The organism is Pseudoalteromonas sp. KAN5 (genome assembly GCF_022846535.1).
GTDB classification, from domain to species: domain Bacteria; phylum Pseudomonadota; class Gammaproteobacteria; order Enterobacterales; family Alteromonadaceae; genus Pseudoalteromonas; species Pseudoalteromonas haloplanktis.
Map to the genome: position 1 here is coordinate 2747561 of NZ_AP025589.1, position 24336 is coordinate 2771896.

At 38.6% G+C, this 24336-nt stretch carries 19 protein-coding genes; 1 reads left to right on the top strand and 18 read right to left on the bottom strand.

Going from position 1 to position 24336, the window contains the following annotated elements; all coding sequences use genetic code 11:
* Positions 1-28: 28 nt before the first annotated feature.
* Together KAN5_RS12200 and KAN5_RS12205 are read right to left on the bottom strand one after the other, a co-directional pair.
* Entirely contained in the window at positions 29-910 is an 882-nt protein-coding gene (locus tag KAN5_RS12200) for an NTP transferase domain-containing protein (protein WP_244389799.1), read from the bottom strand.
* 990 nt (positions 911-1900) lie between these two features.
* Complete coding sequence (locus KAN5_RS12205) at positions 1901-3973, bottom strand: M13-type metalloendopeptidase (protein WP_244389800.1); 2073 nt, start codon at positions 3971-3973, stop codon at positions 1901-1903.
* A 227-nt stretch (positions 3974-4200) separates the two neighbouring features.
* Here KAN5_RS12205 and KAN5_RS12210 point away from each other — a divergent pair, with 227 nt between their 5' ends.
* A complete protein-coding gene (locus KAN5_RS12210) occupies positions 4201-5577 on the top strand; it encodes an MBL fold metallo-hydrolase (RefSeq protein ID WP_244389801.1) in 1377 nt (458 codons plus the stop codon).
* Between the two features lie 294 nt (positions 5578-5871).
* Here the strand turns inward: KAN5_RS12210 and KAN5_RS12215 are convergent, their stop codons facing one another.
* The 16 genes from KAN5_RS12215 to KAN5_RS12290 form a co-directional block, all read right to left on the bottom strand.
* Positions 5872-6216 (bottom strand): four helix bundle protein, encoded by a 345-nt coding sequence (locus KAN5_RS12215; protein ID WP_029216255.1) that lies wholly within the window; start codon positions 6214-6216, stop codon positions 5872-5874.
* Positions 6217-6368: 152 nt separating this feature from the next.
* Entirely contained in the window at positions 6369-7280 is a 912-nt protein-coding gene (gene galU / locus KAN5_RS12220) for a UTP--glucose-1-phosphate uridylyltransferase GalU (protein ID WP_016710104.1), read from the bottom strand.
* A 406-nt stretch (positions 7281-7686) separates the two neighbouring features.
* On the bottom strand, positions 7687-8853 hold the full coding sequence (locus KAN5_RS12225; protein WP_244389802.1) for a nucleotide sugar dehydrogenase: 1167 nt from the start codon (positions 8851-8853) through the stop codon (positions 7687-7689).
* Between the two features lie 343 nt (positions 8854-9196).
* The gene (locus tag KAN5_RS12230) at positions 9197-11152 is read right to left on the bottom strand and encodes a nucleoside-diphosphate sugar epimerase/dehydratase (RefSeq protein WP_244389803.1); all 1956 of its coding nucleotides are present in this window, start codon (positions 11150-11152) and stop codon (positions 9197-9199) included.
* A 258-nt stretch (positions 11153-11410) separates the two neighbouring features.
* The gene (locus KAN5_RS12235; RefSeq protein ID WP_244389804.1) at positions 11411-11758 is read right to left on the bottom strand and encodes a four helix bundle protein; all 348 of its coding nucleotides are present in this window, start codon (positions 11756-11758) and stop codon (positions 11411-11413) included.
* A gap of 88 nt (positions 11759-11846) precedes the next feature.
* On the bottom strand, positions 11847-12395 hold the full coding sequence (locus KAN5_RS12240; RefSeq protein ID WP_244389805.1) for a sugar transferase: 549 nt from the start codon (positions 12393-12395) through the stop codon (positions 11847-11849).
* Positions 12396-12420: 25 nt separating this feature from the next.
* Positions 12421-13350 carry an SDR family oxidoreductase gene (locus KAN5_RS12245; protein ID WP_244389806.1) on the bottom strand — a complete coding sequence of 310 codons (930 nt, stop codon included), beginning with the start codon at positions 13348-13350 and terminating at the stop codon, positions 12421-12423.
* Between the two features lie 23 nt (positions 13351-13373).
* Positions 13374-14147: a glycosyltransferase family 2 protein gene (locus KAN5_RS12250; RefSeq protein WP_244389807.1), complete on the bottom strand. Its 774-nt coding sequence runs from the start codon at positions 14145-14147 to the stop codon at positions 13374-13376.
* A 19-nt stretch (positions 14148-14166) separates the two neighbouring features.
* A complete protein-coding gene (locus KAN5_RS12255; protein ID WP_244389808.1) occupies positions 14167-15588 on the bottom strand; it encodes a phosphomannomutase in 1422 nt (473 codons plus the stop codon).
* Between the two features lie 90 nt (positions 15589-15678).
* Positions 15679-17085, bottom strand: coding sequence for a mannose-1-phosphate guanylyltransferase/mannose-6-phosphate isomerase (locus tag KAN5_RS12260; RefSeq protein ID WP_244389809.1), 1407 nt, complete (start codon positions 17083-17085; stop codon positions 15679-15681).
* A gap of 508 nt (positions 17086-17593) precedes the next feature.
* A complete protein-coding gene (locus KAN5_RS12265) occupies positions 17594-18424 on the bottom strand; it encodes a hypothetical protein (RefSeq protein ID WP_244389810.1) in 831 nt (276 codons plus the stop codon).
* Positions 18425-18433: 9 nt separating this feature from the next.
* The gene (locus KAN5_RS12270; protein WP_244389811.1) at positions 18434-19396 is read right to left on the bottom strand and encodes a polysaccharide pyruvyl transferase family protein; all 963 of its coding nucleotides are present in this window, start codon (positions 19394-19396) and stop codon (positions 18434-18436) included.
* Entirely contained in the window at positions 19396-19890 is a 495-nt protein-coding gene (locus KAN5_RS12275) for an acyltransferase (RefSeq protein WP_244389812.1), read from the bottom strand. The genes KAN5_RS12270 and KAN5_RS12275 overlap by 1 nt, the downstream gene beginning before the upstream one ends.
* 8 nt (positions 19891-19898) lie before the next feature.
* The gene (locus tag KAN5_RS12280; RefSeq protein WP_244389813.1) at positions 19899-20960 is read right to left on the bottom strand and encodes a hypothetical protein; all 1062 of its coding nucleotides are present in this window, start codon (positions 20958-20960) and stop codon (positions 19899-19901) included.
* On the bottom strand, positions 20944-22044 hold the full coding sequence (locus tag KAN5_RS12285) for a hypothetical protein (RefSeq protein ID WP_244389814.1): 1101 nt from the start codon (positions 22042-22044) through the stop codon (positions 20944-20946). Before KAN5_RS12285 ends, KAN5_RS12280 begins: the two co-directional genes overlap by 17 nt.
* Before the next feature lie 43 nt (positions 22045-22087).
* A complete protein-coding gene (locus tag KAN5_RS12290) occupies positions 22088-24328 on the bottom strand; it encodes a polysaccharide biosynthesis tyrosine autokinase (protein WP_244389815.1) in 2241 nt (746 codons plus the stop codon).
* Positions 24329-24336: the final 8 nt, after the last annotated feature.

Genomic DNA, 24336 nt, shown 5'->3' on the forward strand with positions numbered 1-24336 from the left:
CCCAGGAAAAGGCATGATCGGGGCTAACTCATCCGTGACGTAGTTCATATAATTTACCTGTAACATCCTGTAATTCTGATTTATAAGTTACTCCATACCAAGACTCTTGTGCAGTATAAATAGTAACTTTTTGTTGATTAGATGTGATCACATGCTGAATTTGATCTGGTAAATAATACTCGATCTTGACACCGTTGTCATATTTTTGCAGGAACTCCGTAAAGCCAATTTCAAGCGCATCAAAAAGTGCGGGGGTAATGCCCCAAAAACTCATTGATCCCAAAGCATCTAAAGCGATTTTCTCACGCTGTCCGTGTGGATTATCACCCATTATGTGCCCTTGCTCAATTTGTATATTTAAATACTCAACAACATCTCTTAATTGATTATTTTCAACTTGGCAAACGCCACGGTTTACACCACCTTGTGCTGATAACGTGTCAATAATTGGATACCCAACCATCGCCCAGCTATTGGAGTTTTTAAAATGTTCAGCAAGTAAAGTAAATGAAGACGCGCCATAATAATCATCAGCGGTAATGACAATAGCAGGGTTATGAATAAATTCTTTAGCGCACAATAACGCATGCCCCGTACCCCACGGTTTTTCTCGTTGTTGCACTAAATTTTGGTACTGCTCAGGTACTAAATCAATTCTCTGCTCCACCAAAACAACATCAACCCCCGCAGGTAAACGCGGTAGAATCACTTGCTCTATTTCGTTTCGCACAGCTTGGTTGATCACTAATACAACTTGAGTAACCCCAGCAGTAACCGCATCAGCAATACTAAGCTCCATAATAGTACAGCCAAGCCCTGCGATTTCTGCTATTTGCTTATTACCACCAAAACGAGAGCCCAACCCCCCCGCCAGAACCACTAAACTTAGGTGATGATTTTTAGTTTTCATTTTTGTACCGTTTAATCATTAATAGCCCGAGTCTACCAGTTTCAACCACCAGATCTAGCATAGGGATAGGTTTTAGGTTTTAGATGTAAGATGTAAGATGTAAGATGTAAGAGGTAAGAGGTTAGATTTTAGATTTTAGATTTTAGATGTTAGATGTTAGATTTTAGATTTTAGATTTTAGATTTTAGGTTAACACCGTAACGTAGGAAATGGCTTTAGCCATGAAACTTTACACCTTCGCGGCATAAAGCCACGGGCTGCGGGCTATGAAAACACTTAGCTCCTTTTAACCTTTTACCTTTCTCCTCTAAAGCGCAGCGTCTCTTAACCTCTTTGTAAATAATTCACTTAAACCTTTGCGCGGCATAAAGCCGCGCCTACAATAACCCAAACACCGGTGCAAACCCGTAGGCGCGAGTTTATCTCGCGCAGGTTTATATTCACCACTAGAAGAAAAGCCACTGGCTGCGGGTAACGAGTTTCGAGCTATGAAAACACTTAGCTCCTTTTAACCTTTTTACCTTTAACCTCTTCAGCGCAGCGCCTCTTACCCTCTTTGTGAATAATTCACTTAAATCTTTGCGCGGGATAAAGCCGCGCCTACAATAACCCAAACACCGGTGCAAACCCGTAGGCGCGAGTTTACCTCGCGCAGGTTTATGTTCACCACTAGAAGAAAAGCCACGGGCTGCGGGTAACGAGTTTCGAGCTATGAATCCTAGCTCCTAGTATTTAATGGTTGTAGGAGAGCGCTTTAGCGCCGATGAGCTTTAACACATAACCAAAAACAATCACGGCTAAAGCCTGTTCCCACAAGAGCCAAGACACCTAACCTCTAACCTCTAATCTCTAACCTCTAACCTCTAATCTCTAACCTCTAACCTCTAACCTCTAACCTCTAACCTCTAACCTCTAACCTCTAACCTCTAACCTCTAACCTCTAACAAAAACGGTGGCCTGAGCCACCGTTTTTTATACATTAAAAATTAATTACCAAATTTTTACACGCTCTTCTGGGGCGATATACATTTTGTCGCCTTCTTTTACATCAAACGCTTGGTAAAACTCCGGCATATTCGACAAAATCCCAATTACGCGGTAATGACTAGGTGAATGAGGGTCTGTCATTAAGCGGTTACGTAGCTCTTCATCACGATATTTACGGCGCCAAATTTGCGACCAGCCCATAAAAAAGCGCTGCTCGCCAGTGTAGCCATCAATCACTGGTGCTTTACCATCGCCGAGTGATAATTGGTATGCAGTATAAGCAACCGTTAAGCCACCTAAATCACCAATATTTTCACCTAACGTAAGTTGGCCATTAACGCTGGCATCTTCGAATGGTTTGTACTCGTTGTACTGCGCCACTAACTGCCCTGTACGCTCTTCAAACTGCTTAAGGTCTGACTCGCTCCACCAGTCACGTAAATTGCCGTCACCATCATACTTAGCACCTTGGTCATCAAAACCATGGCCCAATTCATGGCCAATTACTGCACCAATGGCACCGTAGTTAACCGCATCATCAGCTTCTAAATTAAAAAATGGCGGTTGTAAAATTGCCGCAGGGAATACTATTTCGTTATTCACCGGATTGTAGTAAGCATTTACTGTTTGTGGTGTCATGTGCCACTCAGAGCGATCAACTGGCTTACCTAACTTGTCGATCATATCCGCATAAGCCCACTCACTGTGGCGAATATAATTACCGACCAAATCATCGGCATTAATGCTTAACTGTGAGTAGTCTTTCCAGTTATCTGGGTAACCAATTTTTGGCGTAAACTTGTCGAGTTTTTCTTTCGCGGCAAGCTTAGTTTCAGGGCTCATCCATTCTAGGTTTTCAATTGCTACAGCGTAGCCTTTGATCACGTTATCAACTAACTCTTCCATGCGAGCTTTCGCTTCTGGTGGAAAGTTTTCTTTAACGTAAACTTTACCTAAAATCTCGCCTAATACTGCGTTAGAGGCATCAACAGCTTGCTTCCAAAGTGGCGCTTGCTCTTTTACACCACGTAATGTGGTGCTATAAAAATTAAAGTTTAAATCAACCAATTCTTTATCTAGCACACCGGCATAGTTGCTTACTAAGTGGAATTTTAAATACTGTTGCCACGTTGCCAAGTCTGTTGTTTTATAAATATCTGCAAATTTTTCAAAGTAGCTCGGTTGGCTAACAATAATATCGGCAGTATTCACGCCTGACGCTTTAAAGTATTCAACAAGGTCAAACTCACCGGTTAACTTGCTTGCATCAGCAACGCTCATTTTATTGTAAGACTTGGTTGCATCACGGCTTTCAACACGCGTCCACTGTGCTTCGGCAATGCTAGTCTCTAGGGCAATAATAGCTTTGGCAGCTTCGTCTGCATTTTTAACACCAGCGTGGGTTAAAATATCAGCCACGTAAACTTGATACTGCGCACGGATCTTTGTGAACTTTTCGTCATCTTTTAAGTAATAATCACGATCAGGTAAACCCAAACCTGATTGATAAGCATATAAGGCATTTTCGCTAGAATTTTTAGCATCGTTATTTACATACCAACCAAATGGCACGGCACCGCCTTGCATACGAATTTTAGCCATAAGCGCCACTAAATCTGACTTATTTTTTACGTCATCAATTGCAGCTAAAGGCGCATTTAACGGGGTAATGCCTAGCTCATTACGTTTTGCTTCATTCATGTAGCTTTTAAAGAATGCACCTAATTTATACTCATCCGTGCCCTCTTTAACTGCGGTATTTGCAGCCGCTTTTTCAAGCACAATTTTCATCGCTTGTTGCGAATCATCGTATAACTGTGAGAACGAACCATAATTAGACTTATCGCCTGGGATTTCGGTACTAGCTAACCATTGGCCATTTACGTGATAGTAAAAATCGTCTTGAGCACGGACCGACTTGTCCATATTTGCTAATTCAATACCTGAATTAAGCTGCGTTGTAGGTGCGCTAACTTGAGCGACTTCGATTTTTTTTGTGGTTTCTTGTTTATCGCCGCAGCCGACTAACCCCAAAGCAAGTGCAATACTTGCTGCAGTAAGCGTTACTTTTTTCATGATTGTCTCGTTTGTTAGTTATCGTTTGAATATTCAGCCACTAAAAAAGTATTGAACTAGAATATTCGGTAGCCCATCTTAAACCTGTTCAATACAACAATAAACCGATAAGCCAAAACAGACGGTTTAAATATGTAACAAAGTTTGTAAGCGCGAGCTTAGCTTTTAATTTTGCTCGTTTTACCCTAACCTTGTTTCTAATTTATATAATTAAAATAAGGACGACGATGAAAATTATCCACCATGGAGCGGTGAACGGAGTTACTGGCTCTTGCCACCAGCTAAATTACGAACAACACTCAGCGGTTTTGATTGACTGTGGGTTATTCCAAGGTGAAGATTCAGGGCCAAGTTTGGCTATCGACTTTGATATATCAACAATTACAGCGCTTATTGTTACACATTGCCATATTGATCATGTTGGCCGCATTCCTTATTTATTCGCTGCGGGTTTTGCAGGCCCTATTTTTACCTCACAAGCATCGGCCAGTTTATTACCCTTAGTAATTGAAGATGCACTTAAAGTTGGCGTAACGCGGGATCAAAAAATTATCAACGCCTGTTTAAGCCTACTCAATAAGCGCATAACCGCTGTCGCATTTAATAACTGGTTTTATTTACCCAGTAACCACAACGAGCCAACCGCAAAAGCCCGCTTACAACGCGCGGGGCATATTTTAGGCTCAGCTTATGTTGAGATTGATATAGGTAAAAAACCAAACACACATAGAGTTGTTTTCTCTGGAGATTTAGGCGCCCCACACACTCCATTGTTGCCGTCACCAAAAGCACCTTATAAAGCAGACACATTAGTGATCGAATCAACCTATGGTGATAAAAACCATCAAGGCCGAAAAGAACGTACACAAACTCTAAAAACAGTCATTGAAAAAGCCGTGGCCGACAACGGCGTTGTGTTAGTACCCGCTTTTAGCATTGGCCGTACCCAAGAGCTGCTATATGAACTAGAGCAAATAATTCATAGCGCTGCTAAAAACTCACCTTGGCGCAATTTAGAGGTGATAGTTGACTCTCCCATGGCGGCTAACTTTACTGTTGAATACCGTAATTTCAAAACATTATGGGATGATGAAGCCAAAAAACGCCTAGCCAAGGGGCGTCATCCATTAAACTTTGCACAACTACATACCATTGACAGCCATAAAGAGCATATCGCCATTATTAATTATTTAAGTAACCGCAAACAACCAGCCATTATTATTGCCGCCAGCGGCATGTGCACCGGCGGTCGAATCGTCAATTATTTAGAGCGCTTTTTGCCCGATAAAACCACCGATGTCATTTTTGTAGGTTACCAAGGCCGTGGTACGCTTGGCCACGACATTCAAACCTACGGCCCAAGTAATGGTTATGTTCATATAAACGATCGCAAGATCACCATTAACGCAGCAATACACACTATCAGCGGCTACAGCGCCCACGCAGATCAAAATGGTTTAATTAAATTCGTAACCGGCATGCGCAAAAAGCCAACATTAATAAAAATTGTTCACGGTGACGAAAATGCAAAACAAGCATTAGCACAGAAATATAAAAAGATCCTAGGAGAAGGGACTGAAATTGAAATAGCACAGTTAAGTTAAGGGCTTCGGGTTTCGGGTTACGAGCTTTGAGCTTCGGGTTGCGGGCTTCGGGTTACGGGCTTCGGATTTCGGGCTTCGGGTTACGGGCTTCGGGTTGCGGGCTTCGGGTTGCGGGCTTCGGGTTGCGGGCTTCGGGTTGCGGGCTTCGGGTTGCGGGCTTCGGGTTGCGGGCTTCGGGTTGCGGGCTTCGGGTTGCGGGTTGCGAGCTTCGGGTTGCGGGCTTCGGGTTGCGAGCAAACAACTTAGCCTAGCCTTTGGATTTTATTATAAGGTGTAGTGGAAGTTGTGAGGGTCTCATGAGCTTTTGATTACATAAATCAATTTACCAAGCATCTTTCCAATTACTTCGCACTCATTTAATGCAAACTCTGCTTGCTCATGATTAATATAACCGAGTTCAAAAGCAATCATAAGTTGTGTTTTTAATTCTCCTACAGAGCCTTTTGCCACAGAAAGAAAGTAGGTTCTTTCTTTATCGGAATAGCGTTCATATCCCTCTGCTATATTACTTGGTACAGAAACAGCACTGCGGCACATTTGATCTTTAAGGCCAAAATCTCGTAAATCATTAAAAACACGATATATCAATAAACTTAATGAAAAAGATTTCTTCCATACATCTAAACTTTCATATTTCATCACATACCCTAGTGTTGTTACTTCCTTGCAAAAACGACCAAATAATTATGCACCTATGATTTAATTGAAGAGTGTAGCATACAGCACCCGAGCCTAAGCTACGATTATATCGTAGCCGTAGCTCGAAGCACGAAACTCGTAGCCTGTTACACTTAAACTGCTTTTAGGTGGCTTGCTTTTTTAGGGTTAACTAATTCAGTTACAAAGCTTGTAAAGTCTGTTCCTAGGTTTTCGTCGCGCATGCTGTATTCCACAATCGCTTTTAAATAACCTAGTTTGTCGCCGCAATCATGGGCGCGGCCACTCATGTGAAATGCTTCAACTGTTTCAATTTTCATCAACATGTCTATCGCATCTGTTAATTGAATTTCGCCACCAGCACCCACAGGCGTTTTGCTGAGTAATTGCCAAATAGTTTTTGATAGTACATAACGGCCAACAACCGCCAAGTTTGATGGCGCATCTGCCACTTTTGGTTTTTCAACCATAGTTTTAATTTTCGCGCTTTCACCTGCACTAATCACCGCGCCATCAATATCCGCAATACCATATTTGCTAACATCTTGTTCAGGTACTGGCTCAAGCATAATTTGGCTTGCTTTAACGTCATTAAAACGTTTGATCATTGCAGCCAAGTTTTCAGTTTTTTGGTCTGCGGTATAAGCGTCTAATATTACGTCTGGCAGTAAAACTACAAAATCATCATCACCAATAATTGGCTTGGCACACAAAATAGCATGTCCTAGGCCTTTTGCTTCACCTTGGCGAACACTCATAATAGTTACATCAACAGGGCAAATTGAACGCACTTCATCAAGTAGCGTACGTTTTACACGTTTTTCGAGTGTTGCTTCAAGCTCAAAGCTGGTATCAAAATGATTCTCGATGGCATTTTTAGAGCTATGTGTAACAAGCACAATGTCTTTAATACCCGCGGCAACGCATTCATTAACAATATATTGAATGAGTGGTTTATCTACCAAAGGTAGCATTTCTTTTGGAATCGCTTTAGTCATTGGCAGCATACGCGTACCAAGGCCAGCAACAGGGATGACAGCTTTCATAGTTAGTCCTTTATTTAAAATATTTAATTCAATTTAAGTTAACAACGTGAAGCTTTATAGGAAGTGAATGACTTCGGGCTTCGGGCTTCGGGCTTCGGGCTTCGGGCTTCGGCAAAATTATAAACACTAGTTACACAAAGAGAAAAGCCACGGGTTGCGGGTAACGAGTTTCGAGCTATGAATCCTAGCTCCTAGTCTTTAATGGTTGTAGGAGAGCGCTTTAGCGCCGATGAGCTTTAACACATAACCAAAAACAATCACGGCTAAAGCCTGTTCCCACAAAAGCCAAGACACCTAGCCCCTAGTCTCTTCCCTTTTCCCTTTGCTCTTGCTATTTATCGCACCTCGTAACCCGTAACTCGCGGCTATTTCTCTAACCTTTAACCTTTTATCTTTGACCTTTATTTTAATCACTACCAAACAAGTCGCGGGTATATACTTTATCTGCAATATCACTTAGCTCTTCAACCATACGGTTTGATATCACAACATCTGCAAGCTGTTTAAACTCATTAAGATCTTTCATCACACGTGAATTAAAAAAGGCTTCTTCTTGTAATGCTGGTTCATAAACAACTACCTCAATGCCTTTCGCTTTAATACGCTTCATAATGCCTTGAATAGCTGAGGCTCTAAAGTTATCTGAACCTGTTTTCATTACTAAGCGATACACGCCAACCACTTTGGGGTTGCGTTTAATAATCGAATTGGCAATAAAGTCTTTACGGGTGGTGTTAGCATCAACAATGGCGCCAATCATATTATTTGGCACATCTTTATAGTTTGCTAATAATTGTTTAGTGTCTTTAGGTAAACAGTAACCACCATAACCAAATGACGGGTTATTATAATGATTACCAATACGAGGATCTAACCCTACCCCTTGAATAATCTGCTTTGCATTTAAGCCATGGCTTTCAGCATAGCTATCAAGCTCATTAAAGTAGGCAACACGCATAGCCAAGTAAGTATTAGAGAACAGCTTAATTGCCTCAGCTTCTGTTGAGTCAGTGAATAAAGTTTCAATATCTTGCTTTACTGCGCCTTGCGCTAGCAAACTAGCAAACGTTTTCGCACGTTCACTTTGCTCACCCACAATAATACGTGATGGGTGTAGGTTATCGTAAAGGGCTTTACCTTCACGCAAGAACTCTGGCGAGAATACAATATTGTCAGTCGCAAACTTTGCTTTAACAGATTCAGTATAGCCAACTGGTACAGTCGACTTTATCACCATAGTGGCTGCAGGGTTAATTTTTAATACATCTTTAATTACAGATTCAACACTGTTGGTATTAAAGTAATTTGTTTCTGGGTCATAATCCGTCGGCGTGGCGATAATAATAAATTCAGCACCAACAAGTGCAGATTCTTTATTAGTGGTAGCCGTGAAGTTGAGTTGTTTATTTAGTAAAAAATCACTAATTTCAACATCAACAATCGGTGATTGCTTATCTTTTAAAAGTGCAACTTTTTTTTCATCAATATCCAGTGCAACTACTTTATTATGTTGCGCAAGTAACATCGCATTAGACAAGCCCACATAGCCTGTACCAACAACTGCAATTTTCATTTTAAATTCCTTAAACATCTTAAATTTTGCTTCCAAGCTTAAGCTTATTCCGCTTAGCACTAAAGCTATTAAAATACGGGCTGCCGGAGACGGGCTGCGGGTAACGAGTTCCGAGCTATGAATCCTAGCCCCTAATCTTTAATGGTTGTAGGAGAGCGCTTTAGCGCCGATGAGCTTTAACACATAACCAAAAACAATCACGGCTAAAGCCTGTTCCCACAAAAGCCAAGACACCTAACTCCTTTAACCTTTCCCCTTTTACCTTTTCCCTTTAACCTTTTCCCTTTGCTCTTATTATGTCTCGCATCTCGTAACCCGTAACTCGCGGCTATTTCTTTTCCCTTTACCCCTTCAAATTAACCACGTTCGCTTGAGGGGCGCTTTCAAGTTGCGCGCTTTTTTTAGCATTCCATACTAAATCACAAATACCATCTGTAGGATTAAAGCCTGTTGGTGCATCTAACAATAGCTGGCGGATCATTTCGTGATCAAAGTTATGGCAAGCAATATCAAACGCTTCTAAAAATACTTTTAGCTCAGGTAGTGGCAGCATTGCTTCGCTGGCGGTCATAATACGTTCGTGCGGTGTTTCGCCTACGTTATCGCCAATTAATAGCTCTTCATATAACTTTTCACCTGGGCGTAAGCCTGTACATAAAATTTCAATATCACCATGTGGGTTGTTTTCGTCTTTCACTTCAAAGCCCGACAGGCGGATCATTTTGCTCGCCAAATCTTTAATTTTGACCGAGTCGCCCATATCGAGCACAAATACATCGCCTCCTTTCCCCATAGAGCCAGCCTGAATTACTAGCTGCGCAGCTTCAGGTATGGTCATAAAAAAGCGGGTGATATCTTGGTGGGTTAGCGTAATTGGGCCGCCTTCTTTAATTTGACGACGGAATAATGGTACAACAGAGCCAGACGAACCAAGTACATTACCAAAACGTACCATACAAAAACGAGTGCGATGCTCTTTACCTTTTGTTTGCGCCAAACCTTGTAGTACCAGCTCAGCCATGCGCTTGGTTGCTCCCATTACATTTGTAGGGCGTACTGCTTTATCAGTGGAAATTAAAACAAAGGTTTCAACCTTGGCATTTACTGCAGCTTTTGCAGCATAATAAGTGCCAAACACATTATTACGTACACCTTCAACCACATTATGTTCAACTAGTGGTACATGCTTGTACGCTGCAGCGTGGTAAACAGTTTGTACACCAAAGGTCACCATTGCCGTTTCAACACGGTTAATACGCTGTACAGAGCCCATTAAAGGAATTAGCTTAACATCGAGTTGATTATGCTGAATATATTCGCACAGCTCTTTTTCGATTGAATATAAACCAAACTCATTAACTTCAAATAATACTAATGCTTTTGGTTTTTGCTTAACTATCTGCCTACACAGCTCTGAGCCTATAGACCCACCAGCTCCAGTTACCATAACAACTTTATCAGCGATATTAGCTTGCATAAGATCAGGTTTTGGAGGGACAGGATCTCGGCCTAGTAAGTCTTCAATTTCGACTTCTCTAAATTCAGAAAGCTGCGCTTTACCTTCAACCACATCGGCCATGCCAGGGATAGATAAAACCTTAATAGTTAACGGCTCTAATTGGGCGAGTACTTCTTTACGACGTGCACGGCTAGCACTTGGTAATGCAAGTAACACTTTAGTCACTTTACCTTTATTTATAAGCTCGTAAATATCTTTAAAATTAATTACTGGAACACCTTGAATTATCGAGCCTTGCTTGGTTACATCGTCATCAATAAAAGCGCGTACATAATATTCAGGCCCAGCACCAAGTGCGGTTGCAAGCTGCCTACCAGCAGAGCCTGCACCATAAATAATAACAGACTCTTTATTTGCAGTGGCCATTTTACCTATCATCGCACGCACGACTATTCGCGCTCCGCCCACAGTCAATAAACATAGCCAAGCAAAAATAAACGGCATAGTGCGCGGAATAGTAATACCAACAAAAAACGACAGCAACACTAAGCTTACCGTAGTTATAACTGTACCCAGCACAATGGCCCATAATGCTTGAGCATTCATGTACCTCAATACAGCGCGGTATAAGCCTAAATTAATAAATGCAATTAACGCCGTGGGGATTAACATCGCTAAAAGTAACCAGTTATCAGCTTCACTAAAAGGTGCTAGGCTGTCTAAACGCACAATAAGCGCAAGCCAAAATGCAGCAGCAATAAAAAGTGAATCGATAAACAAGGTGATCGCACGCTTTTTAGCACGCGAGGCATTTAAAATAGATCGGATGAAACTATCCACAACAAGTTCCCTTTTCTTGTACACTATTAGTTAAAAAATTAAAGAGCTAATACTGTAGCCCTATAATTGTTAAAATTTCATTAATTATAACTCTAAACGATTAAGATCACCACAAACCAATACATAATCATTAGTTATTGATTTAAATAAAATTAGGAGAGGTCAAAGGTCAAAGGTCAAAGGTCAAAGGTCAAAGGTCAAAGGTCAAAGGTCAAAGGTCAAAGGTCAAAGGTCAAAGGTCAAAGGTAGCTTACTATCCTAATCCCATGACTCAATCGATTTCATTAAACCTGATAACATTTTGGAGAGCTGCTTTGTCTCTTCGATCCAAGCTTCAGATGTTTTTATGTCAATCTCGCCAATTTTAACTGCAATATAAATTTGTGAACGTAATTCACCACAACTACCTTTGGAGTATGAAAGAAAACGTAAGTAATCTTTAGGTGTCTTCCTCTCATACCCCTCTGCAATATTTGAAGAAATAGATAAAGCTGAGCGAGTAATTTGATCTTTCAGCCCAAACTCTTTACTTGATTTAAAGTGTTTATAAATATCACACGCCAAGTCAGCAGAGCGTTGCCATACGGCTAAATCTTCAAACTGCATAAAATCCCTTATAACTTGCTTTTCGCCTCTTAACTTTTCTGTTTAAGCTTTGACTTTCATCTTTTACCTTTATACTTTTACCTCGTATCTACTTTACCCTATCCCCGCTACCACTACCTGTTACTGTCATTAGTATATATTTAAAGTAGTTTCCTATAGTTAGGGTATCTATCATCTCGCGATCTGTCTTTGCGAGTAATTCAGGGGTCGACATGTCGATTTCGTTTACTTGGGCAAGGCCGGTGATTCCTGGTCGTACTGCAAATACATTTTTAGCCTCACGTGCTTGGGTTAGCTCTTCTTGGTTAAATAAACCTGGGCGTGGGCCTACTAGGCTCATTTCACCTTTTAAAACATTCCAAAGTTGTGGCAGTTCATCTAACTTTGTTTTACGTAAAAAACCACCAAATGGGGTTATTGATGCTGTGCTTGCTAAGTGGCTAGCAACCGATGCAGTATCTACAGTCATGGTTCTAAACTTAACAAGAGTGAATGGTTTTTTATTACGGCCAACACGCTGTTGCGTAAATATAGGTGAGCCGGTATCAAACAAACCAATAATGTATAAAATCACTAAAAATGGTAACGCAAATAACAAACCAAATAGTGAAAACAAAAAGTCGAGTAAGCGTATCATTTATAAATCCATTAATTATATAAAGTCATTTGAAGCAGCGACGAATACCTTCATCTAAAGTAATCGGGGGCTTCCAATTCAATGTTTTTTTAGTATGTTCAATATCAACAGTTAATGAACTTGAAAATCTCTCAACAGCTGCTTTTTTACCAAAAACTGAAGCTGCAAGCTTCAAAAGTGACACCGGAACGGGTAATAACCAAGGCTGTTTACCAGCAGCTAAAGTTAACTTCTTTAACAAATTAGATGTAGAGATTGTCTCATCATCACTGACTAAAAAAGTCTGATTAGCAGCATCAGGGTGATCAATACAAGTAACTATAAGATCAACTAAGTTATCAATAGCAACAAAACTACGTTGATTGTTAATTAAACCTAAAGGCAGTGGTAAGTTTTTTTCTGCAACTTGCAAAAGTGTACCAACATTACCTGGAGCACCTTTACCATATACAAGTGGAGGGCGAATTATAACGACCTCCATTCCTGTCTTTTTAGTTATTTTTTTTAAGCCTATTTCGGCTTCATATTTAGAAACAGCATAATCCTCTGTAGGGTTAGGGTCATCGGAGTAGATAAAAGGGGTTGAGTTTGATACACCATTAACCCCAATTGAGCTAATAAAAATAAATCGTTTCACACCGCTTTTAGCTGCTTGCTCAGCTAGTTTTAAAGTTGCAAAAACATTCGATTTTCTAAACTCATCTAACGCTGTCTCTGATTTTTTTCCTTGGATATGTGCCCTTGCCGCCAAGTGAATTACACAATCTATTTCATTCAAACATCTTGTAAAATCAGTCTCTGCCGAAAAGTCACTAACTTTATATTTTCTATTAGCACACTCAAAATATTCAGTTGAACTTCGAAATACCAGAGCAACATTAAAGTTATTATTTAGCGTTATAAATAAATTTTTTCCTACAAAGCCTGTAGCTCCGGTTAATAATATATTTTTCACAGAATGTCTAATTAATAAATAGTTTATGATAGAGAGCGGTATGCTTTTTTTTTCAAAAACACAATAAACAGATAACAAGATAAATTATATGAAGCAGAAAGGTAACCGCAATTACCTACATCACGTAATACACGCCAATAGTATTTAAATGCATCAGACTTGCTCCGAGAAAGTGAGCCTGTACGAATACGGTAAAAACCTAAATTATCTTGCAATCCATATGCATAATCAAATTGTTTCAATAATTCCAACCACAAAGCAAAGTCTTGCCGTTTTCTAACTAACGGCATGTAAATTTTACCAAATACTTGAGTATCATAAATTGCAGTTAAGCAGCCGATATAATTATGTTTTAATAACTTTTTAAAATTGACCTTTTCTGGCACGCTAAGTCGTTCTTGTAACATCCCTTGTTCATCTATCGTAGAGTACCCAGAAAACGAGAAACCAAAGTTGTTTTTTTGCATAAAATTAATTTGTTTTTCAAGCTTATCTGTCGTCCAGAGGTCATCAGAGTCTAAAAAAGCAACATATCTACCTTGGGCATGCTCAATAGCCACATTTCGAGAGCCTGCACCACCGAGGTTTGAGTTATTTTGAATTAACTTAATTCGCTTATCGACCAAAAAATTACGGATAACACTTACAGTCTGATCTGTAGAGCAATCGTCAACAATAATAAGTTCCCAGCTTTGCATTTTTTGCTTTATCACACTTTCTATTGATTCTGCTATAAAACCAGCTACATTATATGCAGGCATTATAATACTAACCAAATCAGATCCAATTTTATTCATTCTCTTTCCGTGTGTTTAACTAACTAATAGTTTTTGCCACTTGTAAAGCACTCAATACCAAATTTGCAGAAAGAGCTTCATCTTTCGATTCTGCATAACACCTCAACTCTGGCGCATTTCCTGACGGTCTTAAGTGAACAATGTCTCCTGATGATAAAGTAATTCGTAATCCATCAGTTGAATCCTGCTCATAACTTTCTTTATAACCGATTTTAAGTAAAAAAGCCTGCGCATCTCGCTTTAATAATTCAATCAATGACAAACTTTTCTCACTCGGAAAGTTCTGGATTCTATCACTGGCTGTAAACCGTTGTGGTAGCTTTAGAAGCAACTCAGATATATGTTCAGGTTGCGCTAGCAAAATCAAGGCTGGTAATAGAGCATCTCTTGTTGGCAGAGCTTTAAGTAACTTACCATTGTATGTTACATCTGAACCTAACAAGTAGCCACCATTAGCTTCAAAGCCTGCGACTGATGAGTATTGTTCAGCTAACTTTGCAAATTCAGCAATGACATACGGCGAGCCAATTTTGGTACGATTAACTTGCTTAAAACTTGCTGACTTCTCAATAGCGGTGTTGCAACTAACGGGCGTTGCGATAGCTTCGATATTTAGTAGCTGACTACAAAGTAACCCAAGTATATCACCACGTAGCCAACAGCCATTTTCGTCAGCAATTAACGGTCGATCACCATCGCCATCTGTTGAAAAAATTGCATCAAACCTGTATTCACTAGACCAGTCCAGTGCTCTTTGCTTATCTTCTTCCGATACAGCTTCAGTATCAATTGGTACAAATTCATCACTTCGACCTAGGCTGATAACCTCTGCACCTAGCCGTTCAAACAATGCCTTGTAGATATCACGCCCAGCACTTGAATGCTCATAAATACCAATTTTCTTACCTTTAAGTGTATCTGCACTAAAAAGTGAGATATAACGATGAATATAAGATTCGCTGGCAGTTGTATCTAAAGTCAGCTCTTCTAGGTTTTCAGGCAAAGCAGTGAATATTGCTTTGCTAGTTAGAATGGCCTGCTCATCGGCTTTTGTGATCTCACCATTAGGGCGGTAAAATTTTAAGCCGTTACGATCAAATGGAATGTGACTGCCAGTAACCATTATGCAAGGCATATTATCTTGCATTGCTTTGTAAGCTAGTGCAGGGGTGGGTACTACACCATAATACACAACATTTAATTTAAGTTGTTTTAGCGCCTCTGCACAAGCCTGCGCGACTGCGTAACTACTTGGGCGGTTATCTATCGCAATTGCGACTGTATCAAAAGTAAATTCATTTTCTATCGCAGAAATAAAGGCTAAAGCAAACGCCGCATTTACATTAATGGTAAAATCTTTTACAAGACCTCGTGCACCACTGGTACCAAACGCAATACTACTCTTTGCAATGATTTCAGAGCAAACTAACTGGCTATCCATAAAAAACCTATTTAATTAATTCTTTTATTAAGCATACAGCTAGTACAAAATGAACTGTACTAGCTGCTTTTCTAACATTTGTATCTCTGCTTATTTCACTCGACCATATCGGTCTTCAAAACGCACGATATCATCTTCACCTAAATACGAACCCGATTGTACTTCGATTAACTCTAAGTCAACTTTGCCTGGATTTTCTAAAGCATGAACCGCTGTGATTGGAATATACACAGACTGATTCTCTGTTACATACTGCTCTGTATCATCAATTTGCACTTTCGCCGTACCCGATACCACAATCCAGTGCTCTGCGCGGTGGTGATGCATTTGTACCGATAACTTAGCACCTGGTTTTACTGTAATACGTTTTACTTGGAAGCGTTCACCGTTATCGACTGAATCATATTTACCCCATGGGCGATACACTTCTCTGTGGAAAGTAACTTCAGAGCGTTCTTCAGCTTTTAGCTGGGCTACAATAGCCTTAACTTCTTGTGATTTATCTTTATGAGCAACTAAAACAGCGTCTTTTGTGTTTACAATCACCAGGTCTTCAACACCAACTGTTGCGACTAGTTTGTCTTCACCAAATACAAGCGTGTTTCTTGTATCTACCGCTTTTATATCACCTTTAAAGACATTGCCATTTTCATCTTGTGAAGATACTTCCCAAAGGGCAGCAAAACCACCGACATCACTCCAACCCGCGTTCATAGGCACAACAACAGCATCTTTAGTGTGTTCCATTACTGCATAGTCAATCGACTCATCAGGGCAGGCCTCAAAAGCAGTTTTATCTACGCGAATAAAGTCCATATCGCTGTTTTGTACTGCAATGGCTTTTTCGCATGCTTTGTAGATATCTGGACGAAATGCTTTTAACTCATCTAAATAGCGGCTTGCTTTAAATAAAAACATACCGCTATTCCAGTAGTAATCTCCGCTTTCAATATACTGCTTAGCTGTATTTAGGTTTGGCTTTTCGACAAAACTGTCAACAACATAACCATGCTCTACCGCTTCACCACGTTTGATATAACCATAACCTGTTTCAGGGCTGTTACCTACAATACCAAACGTAACTAATTTATCTTGGTTTGCTAATTCAGCTGCTTTATTTACACTTGCTTGGAATGCTGCCGAATCTTCAATCACATGGTCTGCGGCAAGTACAAGCAGTAATGAGTCTTGCTTATTTTCAATCGCTTTAAAAGCAGCTAAGGCAATGGCTGGTGCTGTATTACGACCAACAGGTTCTAAAAATATACCGCCATGCTCTGCACCTACCTGGCGCATTTGCTCTGCTGCAATAAAACGATGCTCTTCATTACAAATTAACATTGCAGGTGAATGCGACAAACCTGTTAAACGGCTTAGCGTATCTTGAAGCATAGTTTGTTCACCATTTAGTTTTAAAAACTGTTTTGGGTAGTTGCCACGTGACAATGGCCATAAGCGTGTACCTGAACCACCAGCCATAATAATTGGTAAAATCATATTAATTCCTTTCACTAACACTCATTTTTCTTCTGTACAGAAGAGAACACGTATAAAACAATTGGGAATAAAACTATAAGTTCTTGTCGAAAAAAGATATTCAAGTAAGCATACAAAATAACGATAATACTCAAACCTTTTTTTGACAGACTATAGAATCTATAAAAAACAAAATTATAAACAATCAGCCCCAACACTCCGAAGTAAAAAACAACATTATTTAAGAAAAAATGAAGCTTATAGTATTTATTCCCTATTATTTCCTCCGAAGAAAAAGCTCCTTCACTTATTATAGAGTCGGTATAAAACTCATTAAAATTAATATACCCAAAAAAACCATATCCAAATAGCGTATTAATGAAATTACTAGTCTCACCAAACAACAGATTAAAGAAGGTAAACAACCTAACTGAAGCTGAGTCTCCCAACTCAGCTCCATCTCTGAGTGATGAAAAGAAACTAACCTTGTGGCTAAAGTAATTACTAACACTTTCAGGAGAGAAGTTAATTAATAGAAAAAAGCTATAGGAAAGCAAAAAATGATAGCAAAATAACTTAGAACAACATTTCTACCGACATTTTTTAAATTTATTATCAACAGGATCAAAGATAGTACAAATAAAATAATCTCAGTTCTAGAGACGCTCAAATGAAGAAAGAGAATTGCAAACCAAAAAAATTTAGAAGATGGTAGCTTAGTTTTTATTCCACTTCCGTTTACAATCATAAAAACGGATATAAAAACACCAATAAAAGTATATACTCCAGGGTCTTTCACTGCATCACCGTATAAAAATGCCAAACGAAAAACCCCTCCTAAAATTACAGCTAAAAGTAACCCTTCTTGGATATAATTTATATTTTTGTTTTTTATTTCTTCATAGACCACAACTGCCAAGCAACAGAACAGAACGAATTTTAGAGGTGCTTTATTAAAAGTATATAGTGGCACGTTAATGATACTAAATACAAGCGTACCAAAAACAAGTGTCAATAACATGTAAAACACAAGAAAAATAGCTTTATCATTTATTAGAAGCCCACCTTTCCCTCTGGAAAGGAAGGAAGATGATAATCCACGGACAAAAAAAACAACAAGCCATAAATCAGGGATTAAAGCAACATCAAATAAGCTGTTAAAACTTAACTCTCGGTCGAAATATACGGTTTTCTCAAATCCTGATTGCACCAACAAAGCTGGTACAACAACCACCCAGAAAGCTCGGAAATTAATAGATAGAACAATCAATAATGCAGCACAAAAAGAGTACAAAGAAGTGATACCCAAAAAAGTTATCACAGAGATAAAAAATATCATGACTATCGGGATTGTAAGCATAATGAAATCTTAACTTCCAAATACATTTATAAAATCAGGATACCTTTTATGCCAATACTCTACACCGCTTGTTATACCACGCTTAATATTATTCATATATAAAGCATTTATGAGCTCATCATTTTCAATAAAAAGTCTATCACTACACCCAATGCTACCTAAAAACTCTTTTTGTTTTTCTTCATAACTAATCATCAAAAAAGGTGTACCGTAACTAGCAGCTACAACAGAAGGGTGTAAGCGGGTAGAGATAACAAAATCAGCTTGACAAATAGCTTTATTAGATTCTGTTATATCTAACCACCCTTTAATTACATTTAAATTAAATAATGAAGAGAGGCTCCTACAAATTTTTAAATCTTCGAAGCTAGATGCAAACAATGTTACATTTCTCTTTTTATCAGAAAGGATTGATTCTATTAACTCAATAAAAAAGTTCATTGATGAGTGCTTACCATGTGGACAAAGCAAATAACTTTCTTTTATACTATATTTTTGAGAAAAATTACTTTGAGGGTATAAAATAGAAGTGTAAACCCCTGGATCTACGTAACTTTTAGCGCTAACTCCCGATTTAACGCACATCTCAGCACTCTCTTTAGATCTAGTATAAACATTGGTAGCTTCCAGACAAGTAACCCATTCACTAGACATTTCACCAGGGATAACACCAGAACAAAAGGTAAGTTTAGGTTTAACTTTGAACTTGTTAATTGATTTTAAGTAGATTGGACCGTTAATTATAGTACCACCGCCGAGAACTAAATCATTCACTTTAATTTTCTTTTGAAAGGAGAATATATCAAGAACTGGTATATATTCACTATTATTTATCAATTGAAATATTTCAAAAAGTAAATCATCACCATAGTTCTTCCGGCCTACATACCCTATATAGTACTTTCTATCATTATTAAATAATGAACTTTTAAGAAAAGCCAATTTATTAATTAAAGCTTTTAAATACAACATCAATAAAATTCCCGTTTGAAATAATTTTCGCGTTTCTCAATGTTCAATGGCTCGATAGTAGCATATCCAGGTCTAACTAATGAATAAGGGGGTATTTGTCCGTGAACAATTGAACCAGCACCTATAATACAACCTTCACCAATTTCTGTACCTGGTAATATGATAGCCCCTAAACCAACCCATGCACCTTTTCCTATAACAACCTTTTTTAAGATATCATCACTACCGTATGGGATCATGTCGCTTTTGAAGTCATGATTATAACTCCAAATCTTAACATGAGGGGCTATTATAGAGTAGTCCTTTAACTCTATTCCTCCCTTCGCATCAAAATGACAGTTTGGACCAATGTATACTTTTTCACCAAAATCCAACCCATTGTGATTGTCACATGTAAAAGAGTAATGAAAATCCTGTCCTTTAAAACAACCGTTATACTTTTTGTTAAATATGAAAAATCTGTATAACTTTAATAAATTCTTTACAAAAACCATATGAAATCCTACTTTATAAAATCATCGAGCTCTATGTTTGAACTATGATTCCAATCATCTACCCAATCACTAACACTCTTTATACTCGGTACTTCATAACTTTGTACCTTAGCTTCAAAATCACTGTAATTATTTACCACACATGCCAAAGGGAAAGATTCATAAGATTTTAATGCTTCATGCTCGATCCATACTAAAGGAAGAGAAAACTCAGCTGAATCTGACACAGTACCTAATGCTGTATACTTATATGAATTAATAAGTGGAGATAGAAGAAGGAAGTCTACACCTTCCAAACACCGTTTTAGCCAATCATCCGTATAATGGCTCTTTACAACTTTACAACTTTCGGATAATTCAATTTCATCACTCTCCGGACCGAGTCTACCAAAAAAATTAGTATCAATTGATTTTAAATTACGTAATTTAATAGGTGTTTTAAGATCTTTAGTGTCACCTCTCAGTAAGCCAATTACAGCTAACTTATATATCGGCTCATCTTCATGAGCTTTCGTTATACTTTTAATTACAAAGTTTTTTTTAATACTAGGCATTGGATGTCTGACAACTTTTACACCGGCGTATGAGTCAGACACTTTTAGCATATTCATTTTTATATGCTCACTTAGCACTGCCGTTTTAATTAAATTACTCAACTTAAAGTTTTTTACTGCAAATCTAGCAAATAATTTATTTATACCTTTTTTGCTATCTAAAAACTCTAACTCACTATGATAAAAAAGCCTTAGTTTTTCTCTCTTAGCTTTAAATAATTTCATAATCAATGACAATAAAAACAGTTGAGTTCCAGTAGCTCCTAGTATGATTACTTTATCAAAACCACCACTTTTCAAAACTTCCTTAATAAAATAAAAATCTCTAATATACTTCCAAAACAGCCCTTTTTTGTATGCTCTCCCTGATATTGGTTTATCCAATTTTCCAGCGACTGCTCTCATGTGTTTACTTTCTGAAACATAATAGATTTCATCTTTTATAGATTTTAAAACACAACTATTAAAGCCAACATGAGATGAGTTGTAAGACAAAAAGTCAATACACTTTATCATGATTACCTTTCTCCTGATTATAAACAAATAAAACACCATAAATCCACATTAGCAATCTAGGAAGTAGGTAAGCTGAAAAAATAAAGAGTTCCATACTAATATCTCTCATCAAAAAATAACTCAAAAGCAGTATTATTAGAGGAAATACACCTACCAAAGAAAGTACTAGTAAAGGTTTGAAATTGCCAGAGTTTGCTTTAGAGCTAATAACTTCTCGAACGGGTATATTTAGACAAGAAAACAATATACTAAACCAAATCATTGTTTTACTTTCCATAGAATCTAGTATACTCACGTTATAATAATCTAAAATAAACACCATTACCGACGTATAGATAAAAGGAAACATAAAGCAAAAAACAATAAATTTACTTCCTTTTTTAACTGTTGTATTTCCTGTTATTAGCGCAGTATTTGAAAAGACTCTAACTATTATAGCTAACGGTAAGTAAAGAGCATTTAACTTAAATATTTCAGATGAAATTACTGCACCAAAGAATAAGACTGATAATTGCATATCTAATTTTTGAGTTAGCAGGCTAACAAACGATGATACCCCACAATAAAACTTATCTTGCGTACTTTTTGAAAACCGTGGCAACTTAAACTCAAGAAAAAAATATAAAAAAGCGAACACTATGGCTATAGCATAATTCGAATATAAACTAAAAAACGATACTATATAACTAAAAAAAATCACTGTAACGAGAAGTTTGTAATTCCTCCTGCGTAAGAAAAATGCAGATAATATATTAAGCCCACTTAGAGATATAGTCGTGACTATAATTGCTGGTAATAATTCTTGCTGCTGTTTAGTTGCACTAAAATAGAAAACAATTGATACTAAAGATAATAGAATAACTATATCAGTTAACTTGCTAAAGTATGTATGATCGTTGCCAGAAGATATTAAAGACTGCCTCCCCATTGAAGAAACAGTTGCTAGGACCTCTGATATGATAAATATTTCAAGAACAGTATTGCCTTCTGGAAATATTGGTATTAAAACAAAAGCAAATGCAAGCCTAAAAAAAGGTGTTAAAAGTTGAGCCAGCATCAGCTTCTTTGAATCTGAAAAATTCATCAATAGAAATCCATCGACTTTTTAGTTGAATCGATTATATTATTTAATTATCCGACTTATACTCATAATTATAATAACCGTAGTAACCATACGCGTTGCTGGCTTTTTTAACTACACCATTAAATACCACGCCTTTAACGTCGGTGCCGTTTTGCTCAAAGCGGTTACGGGTTAGCTCTATTTCTTTAATATGGTTCTGGCCAAAACGGGTTACTAATAATGTAGTGCCGGTATGGGCGCTGACAATTGCCGGATCAGTTACCGCTAAAATTGGTGGCGTATCAATTATCACTAAATCGTATTCAGCGCTTACCTCTGCTACCAGCTTGCTGAAGTTGCTGTGCATTAATAGCTCTGATGGGTTTGGCGGTATTTGCCCGCGGGTAATTACATTTAATCCTTCAACCTGAGTTGGCTTAGTAACCTCTGCAAGGTTTAAACGCCCTGATAAATAATCACTCAAGCCATCGTCCCACTTTAAGCCGAACTGGGTTTGAAGGTAACCTTTACGCATATCGGCATCGATGATAAGTACTTTTTTACCGCTTTGCGCCAATACTGCGGCTAAGTTAACTGATATAAACGATTTACCTACACCAGGACTTGGGCCTGATATTGCAATAAGGTTATTTTTAGCTTCCATCATCGCAAAATGTAGGCTGGTACGTAAGCTACGCAGTGCCTCAACCGATAAGTCTGCTGGGTTATCTAGCGCCAAGATTGATTTAGGCTTATTGGTTTTATTTTTTAGCGCTTTACTAAAACCTGTGAGTTTATCTTGATAGTCTGAATATGGCACACTGGCGTAAACAGGTAGGCCAATTGCTTCAATCTCATTAGGGTCTTCTACCCCTTTGTGCATGGCTTTTTGCACAAGCACTATTGCTACTGCCAGCATGCCGCCTAGCATAGTGGCCATCACTACAATCAGTGCTTTTTTAGGCTTAACTGGTTTTGAGGTATTTACTTCTGCGTGGTCAATCACTCGTACGTTACCCACAGTACCGGCACGTACAATATCAAGCTCTTGAGTTTTACTCAGTAAGAGTGTGTAAATTTGGTTACTTACTTCAACATCACGCTTTAAGCGCAGTAGCTCTTGTTGGGTCTCTGGTAGGTTGCCTACTTCGCCAACGAGTTCTTTTTTCTGATCGTTAACTGCGCTAATTTGTTCAACCAGGCCTTGGTAACTCGGGTGGTCTTTTTTAAACTTGCGGCTCATTTCAAGGCGCTTTAACTCAAGCTCTTGCAGTTTAGTTTCAAGCTTTACTACTTGCTCTAACACCCCTTGGGTTTCAAGGGAAATATTAATTGATTGGCGCTGTATTTGGTAATCGTTAAAACGCTGCTCAGCAAACTCAAGTTGCTTTTTAATTTCAGGTAGTTGTACTTCTAAAAATTCTAATGATTTTTGCGCTTCTGCTGAGTTGCGCTCAACATTACGGCGCACATAAATAGCGGCCACTTTATCGAGCACTTTTTCTGCATAGTGTGGTTTTGCGCTTTGTAAACTTAAATTAATAATGCCGGAATCTTTACCTTTTTCACCAGCACCAATCGCGGCTTGTAAATCCAAAATGGTGTTTAAGCGATCCTTACGTGTGAGTGTAAACTCAGTACCTGCGCGAGCATTTAAACTACGTACCGTTAAGTTAAACTTACCGTTTGTTAGCTCTTGCCCCACTTTACCCGCTAATATTTGCTCGCCCTCGCCGTTTAATAACGCAATGCTGTTGTTTTCTTGCGCTACTAATGTAAAGTCCAAACCAATCGCCGAACGGGGTACATCAAACCTAAATACACTGATGCTTTCACCGCCCCATGCATATGAACTTGCACCAACGCTTGGCTCTGCTAACTCACCCTCGTTCATTGGGGTAAATTTACGAAACGCCCGGCTACCTATAAATGGGAATAACTTAGGCTCTACGACTATATCTAGTTGCAACGTATCAACGGCTTCACCAATCACTGAGCGAGACTTGAGTAGTTCGATCTCTGTTACTGCGGCTGAGGTACTTTCAAACATGCCGGCCATATCGTCAAAACCTGGCACTGAGCCACCGCTTTCTTCCACTTGGATCATCGCGGTAGCTTGGTATATAGGGGTCGAAAACACCGCATAGACCACACCAATCATCATAAAGAGTGTGGTTAAAGCAATAATAAAATATTTGCGATCTATTAATGCGCCGAGTAGGGCCATTAAATCTATTTCTTGGCTTGCTTGTGTGTCTTGTCTGTTTTGTTTGTTTGCTGCAATAGCTGCGGGCTGAGCATTCATGTACTAGC

What these genes read in the sequence shown, in the direction of transcription:
- KAN5_RS12200 (WP_244389799.1), bottom strand. Translation starts at nt 910, where the DNA reads ATGAAAACTAAAAATCATCACCTAAGTTTAGTGGTTCTGGCGGGGGGG.
- KAN5_RS12205 (WP_244389800.1), bottom strand. Translation starts at nt 3,973, where the DNA reads ATGAAAAAAGTAACGCTTACTGCAGCAAGTATTGCACTTGCTTTGGGG.
- KAN5_RS12210 (WP_244389801.1), top strand. Translation starts at nt 4,201, where the DNA reads ATGAAAATTATCCACCATGGAGCGGTGAACGGAGTTACTGGCTCTTGC.
- KAN5_RS12215 (WP_029216255.1), bottom strand. Translation starts at nt 6,216, where the DNA reads ATGAAATATGAAAGTTTAGATGTATGGAAGAAATCTTTTTCATTAAGT.
- galU (WP_016710104.1), bottom strand. Translation starts at nt 7,280, where the DNA reads ATGAAAGCTGTCATCCCTGTTGCTGGCCTTGGTACGCGTATGCTGCCA.
- KAN5_RS12225 (WP_244389802.1), bottom strand. Translation starts at nt 8,853, where the DNA reads ATGAAAATTGCAGTTGTTGGTACAGGCTATGTGGGCTTGTCTAATGCG.
- KAN5_RS12235 (WP_244389804.1), bottom strand. Translation starts at nt 11,758, where the DNA reads ATGCAGTTTGAAGATTTAGCCGTATGGCAACGCTCTGCTGACTTGGCG.
- KAN5_RS12240 (WP_244389805.1), bottom strand. Translation starts at nt 12,395, where the DNA reads ATGATACGCTTACTCGACTTTTTGTTTTCACTATTTGGTTTGTTATTT.
- KAN5_RS12250 (WP_244389807.1), bottom strand. Translation starts at nt 14,147, where the DNA reads ATGAATAAAATTGGATCTGATTTGGTTAGTATTATAATGCCTGCATAT.
- KAN5_RS12255 (WP_244389808.1), bottom strand. Translation starts at nt 15,588, where the DNA reads ATGGATAGCCAGTTAGTTTGCTCTGAAATCATTGCAAAGAGTAGTATT.
- KAN5_RS12260 (WP_244389809.1), bottom strand. Translation starts at nt 17,085, where the DNA reads ATGATTTTACCAATTATTATGGCTGGTGGTTCAGGTACACGCTTATGG.
- KAN5_RS12265 (WP_244389810.1), bottom strand. Translation starts at nt 18,424, where the DNA reads ATGCTTACAATCCCGATAGTCATGATATTTTTTATCTCTGTGATAACT.
- KAN5_RS12270 (WP_244389811.1), bottom strand. Translation starts at nt 19,396, where the DNA reads ATGTTGTATTTAAAAGCTTTAATTAATAAATTGGCTTTTCTTAAAAGT.
- KAN5_RS12275 (WP_244389812.1), bottom strand. Translation starts at nt 19,890, where the DNA reads ATGGTTTTTGTAAAGAATTTATTAAAGTTATACAGATTTTTCATATTT.
- KAN5_RS12280 (WP_244389813.1), bottom strand. Translation starts at nt 20,960, where the DNA reads ATGATAAAGTGTATTGACTTTTTGTCTTACAACTCATCTCATGTTGGC.
- KAN5_RS12285 (WP_244389814.1), bottom strand. Translation starts at nt 22,044, where the DNA reads ATGAATTTTTCAGATTCAAAGAAGCTGATGCTGGCTCAACTTTTAACA.
- KAN5_RS12290 (WP_244389815.1), bottom strand. Translation starts at nt 24,328, where the DNA reads ATGAATGCTCAGCCCGCAGCTATTGCAGCAAACAAACAAAACAGACAA.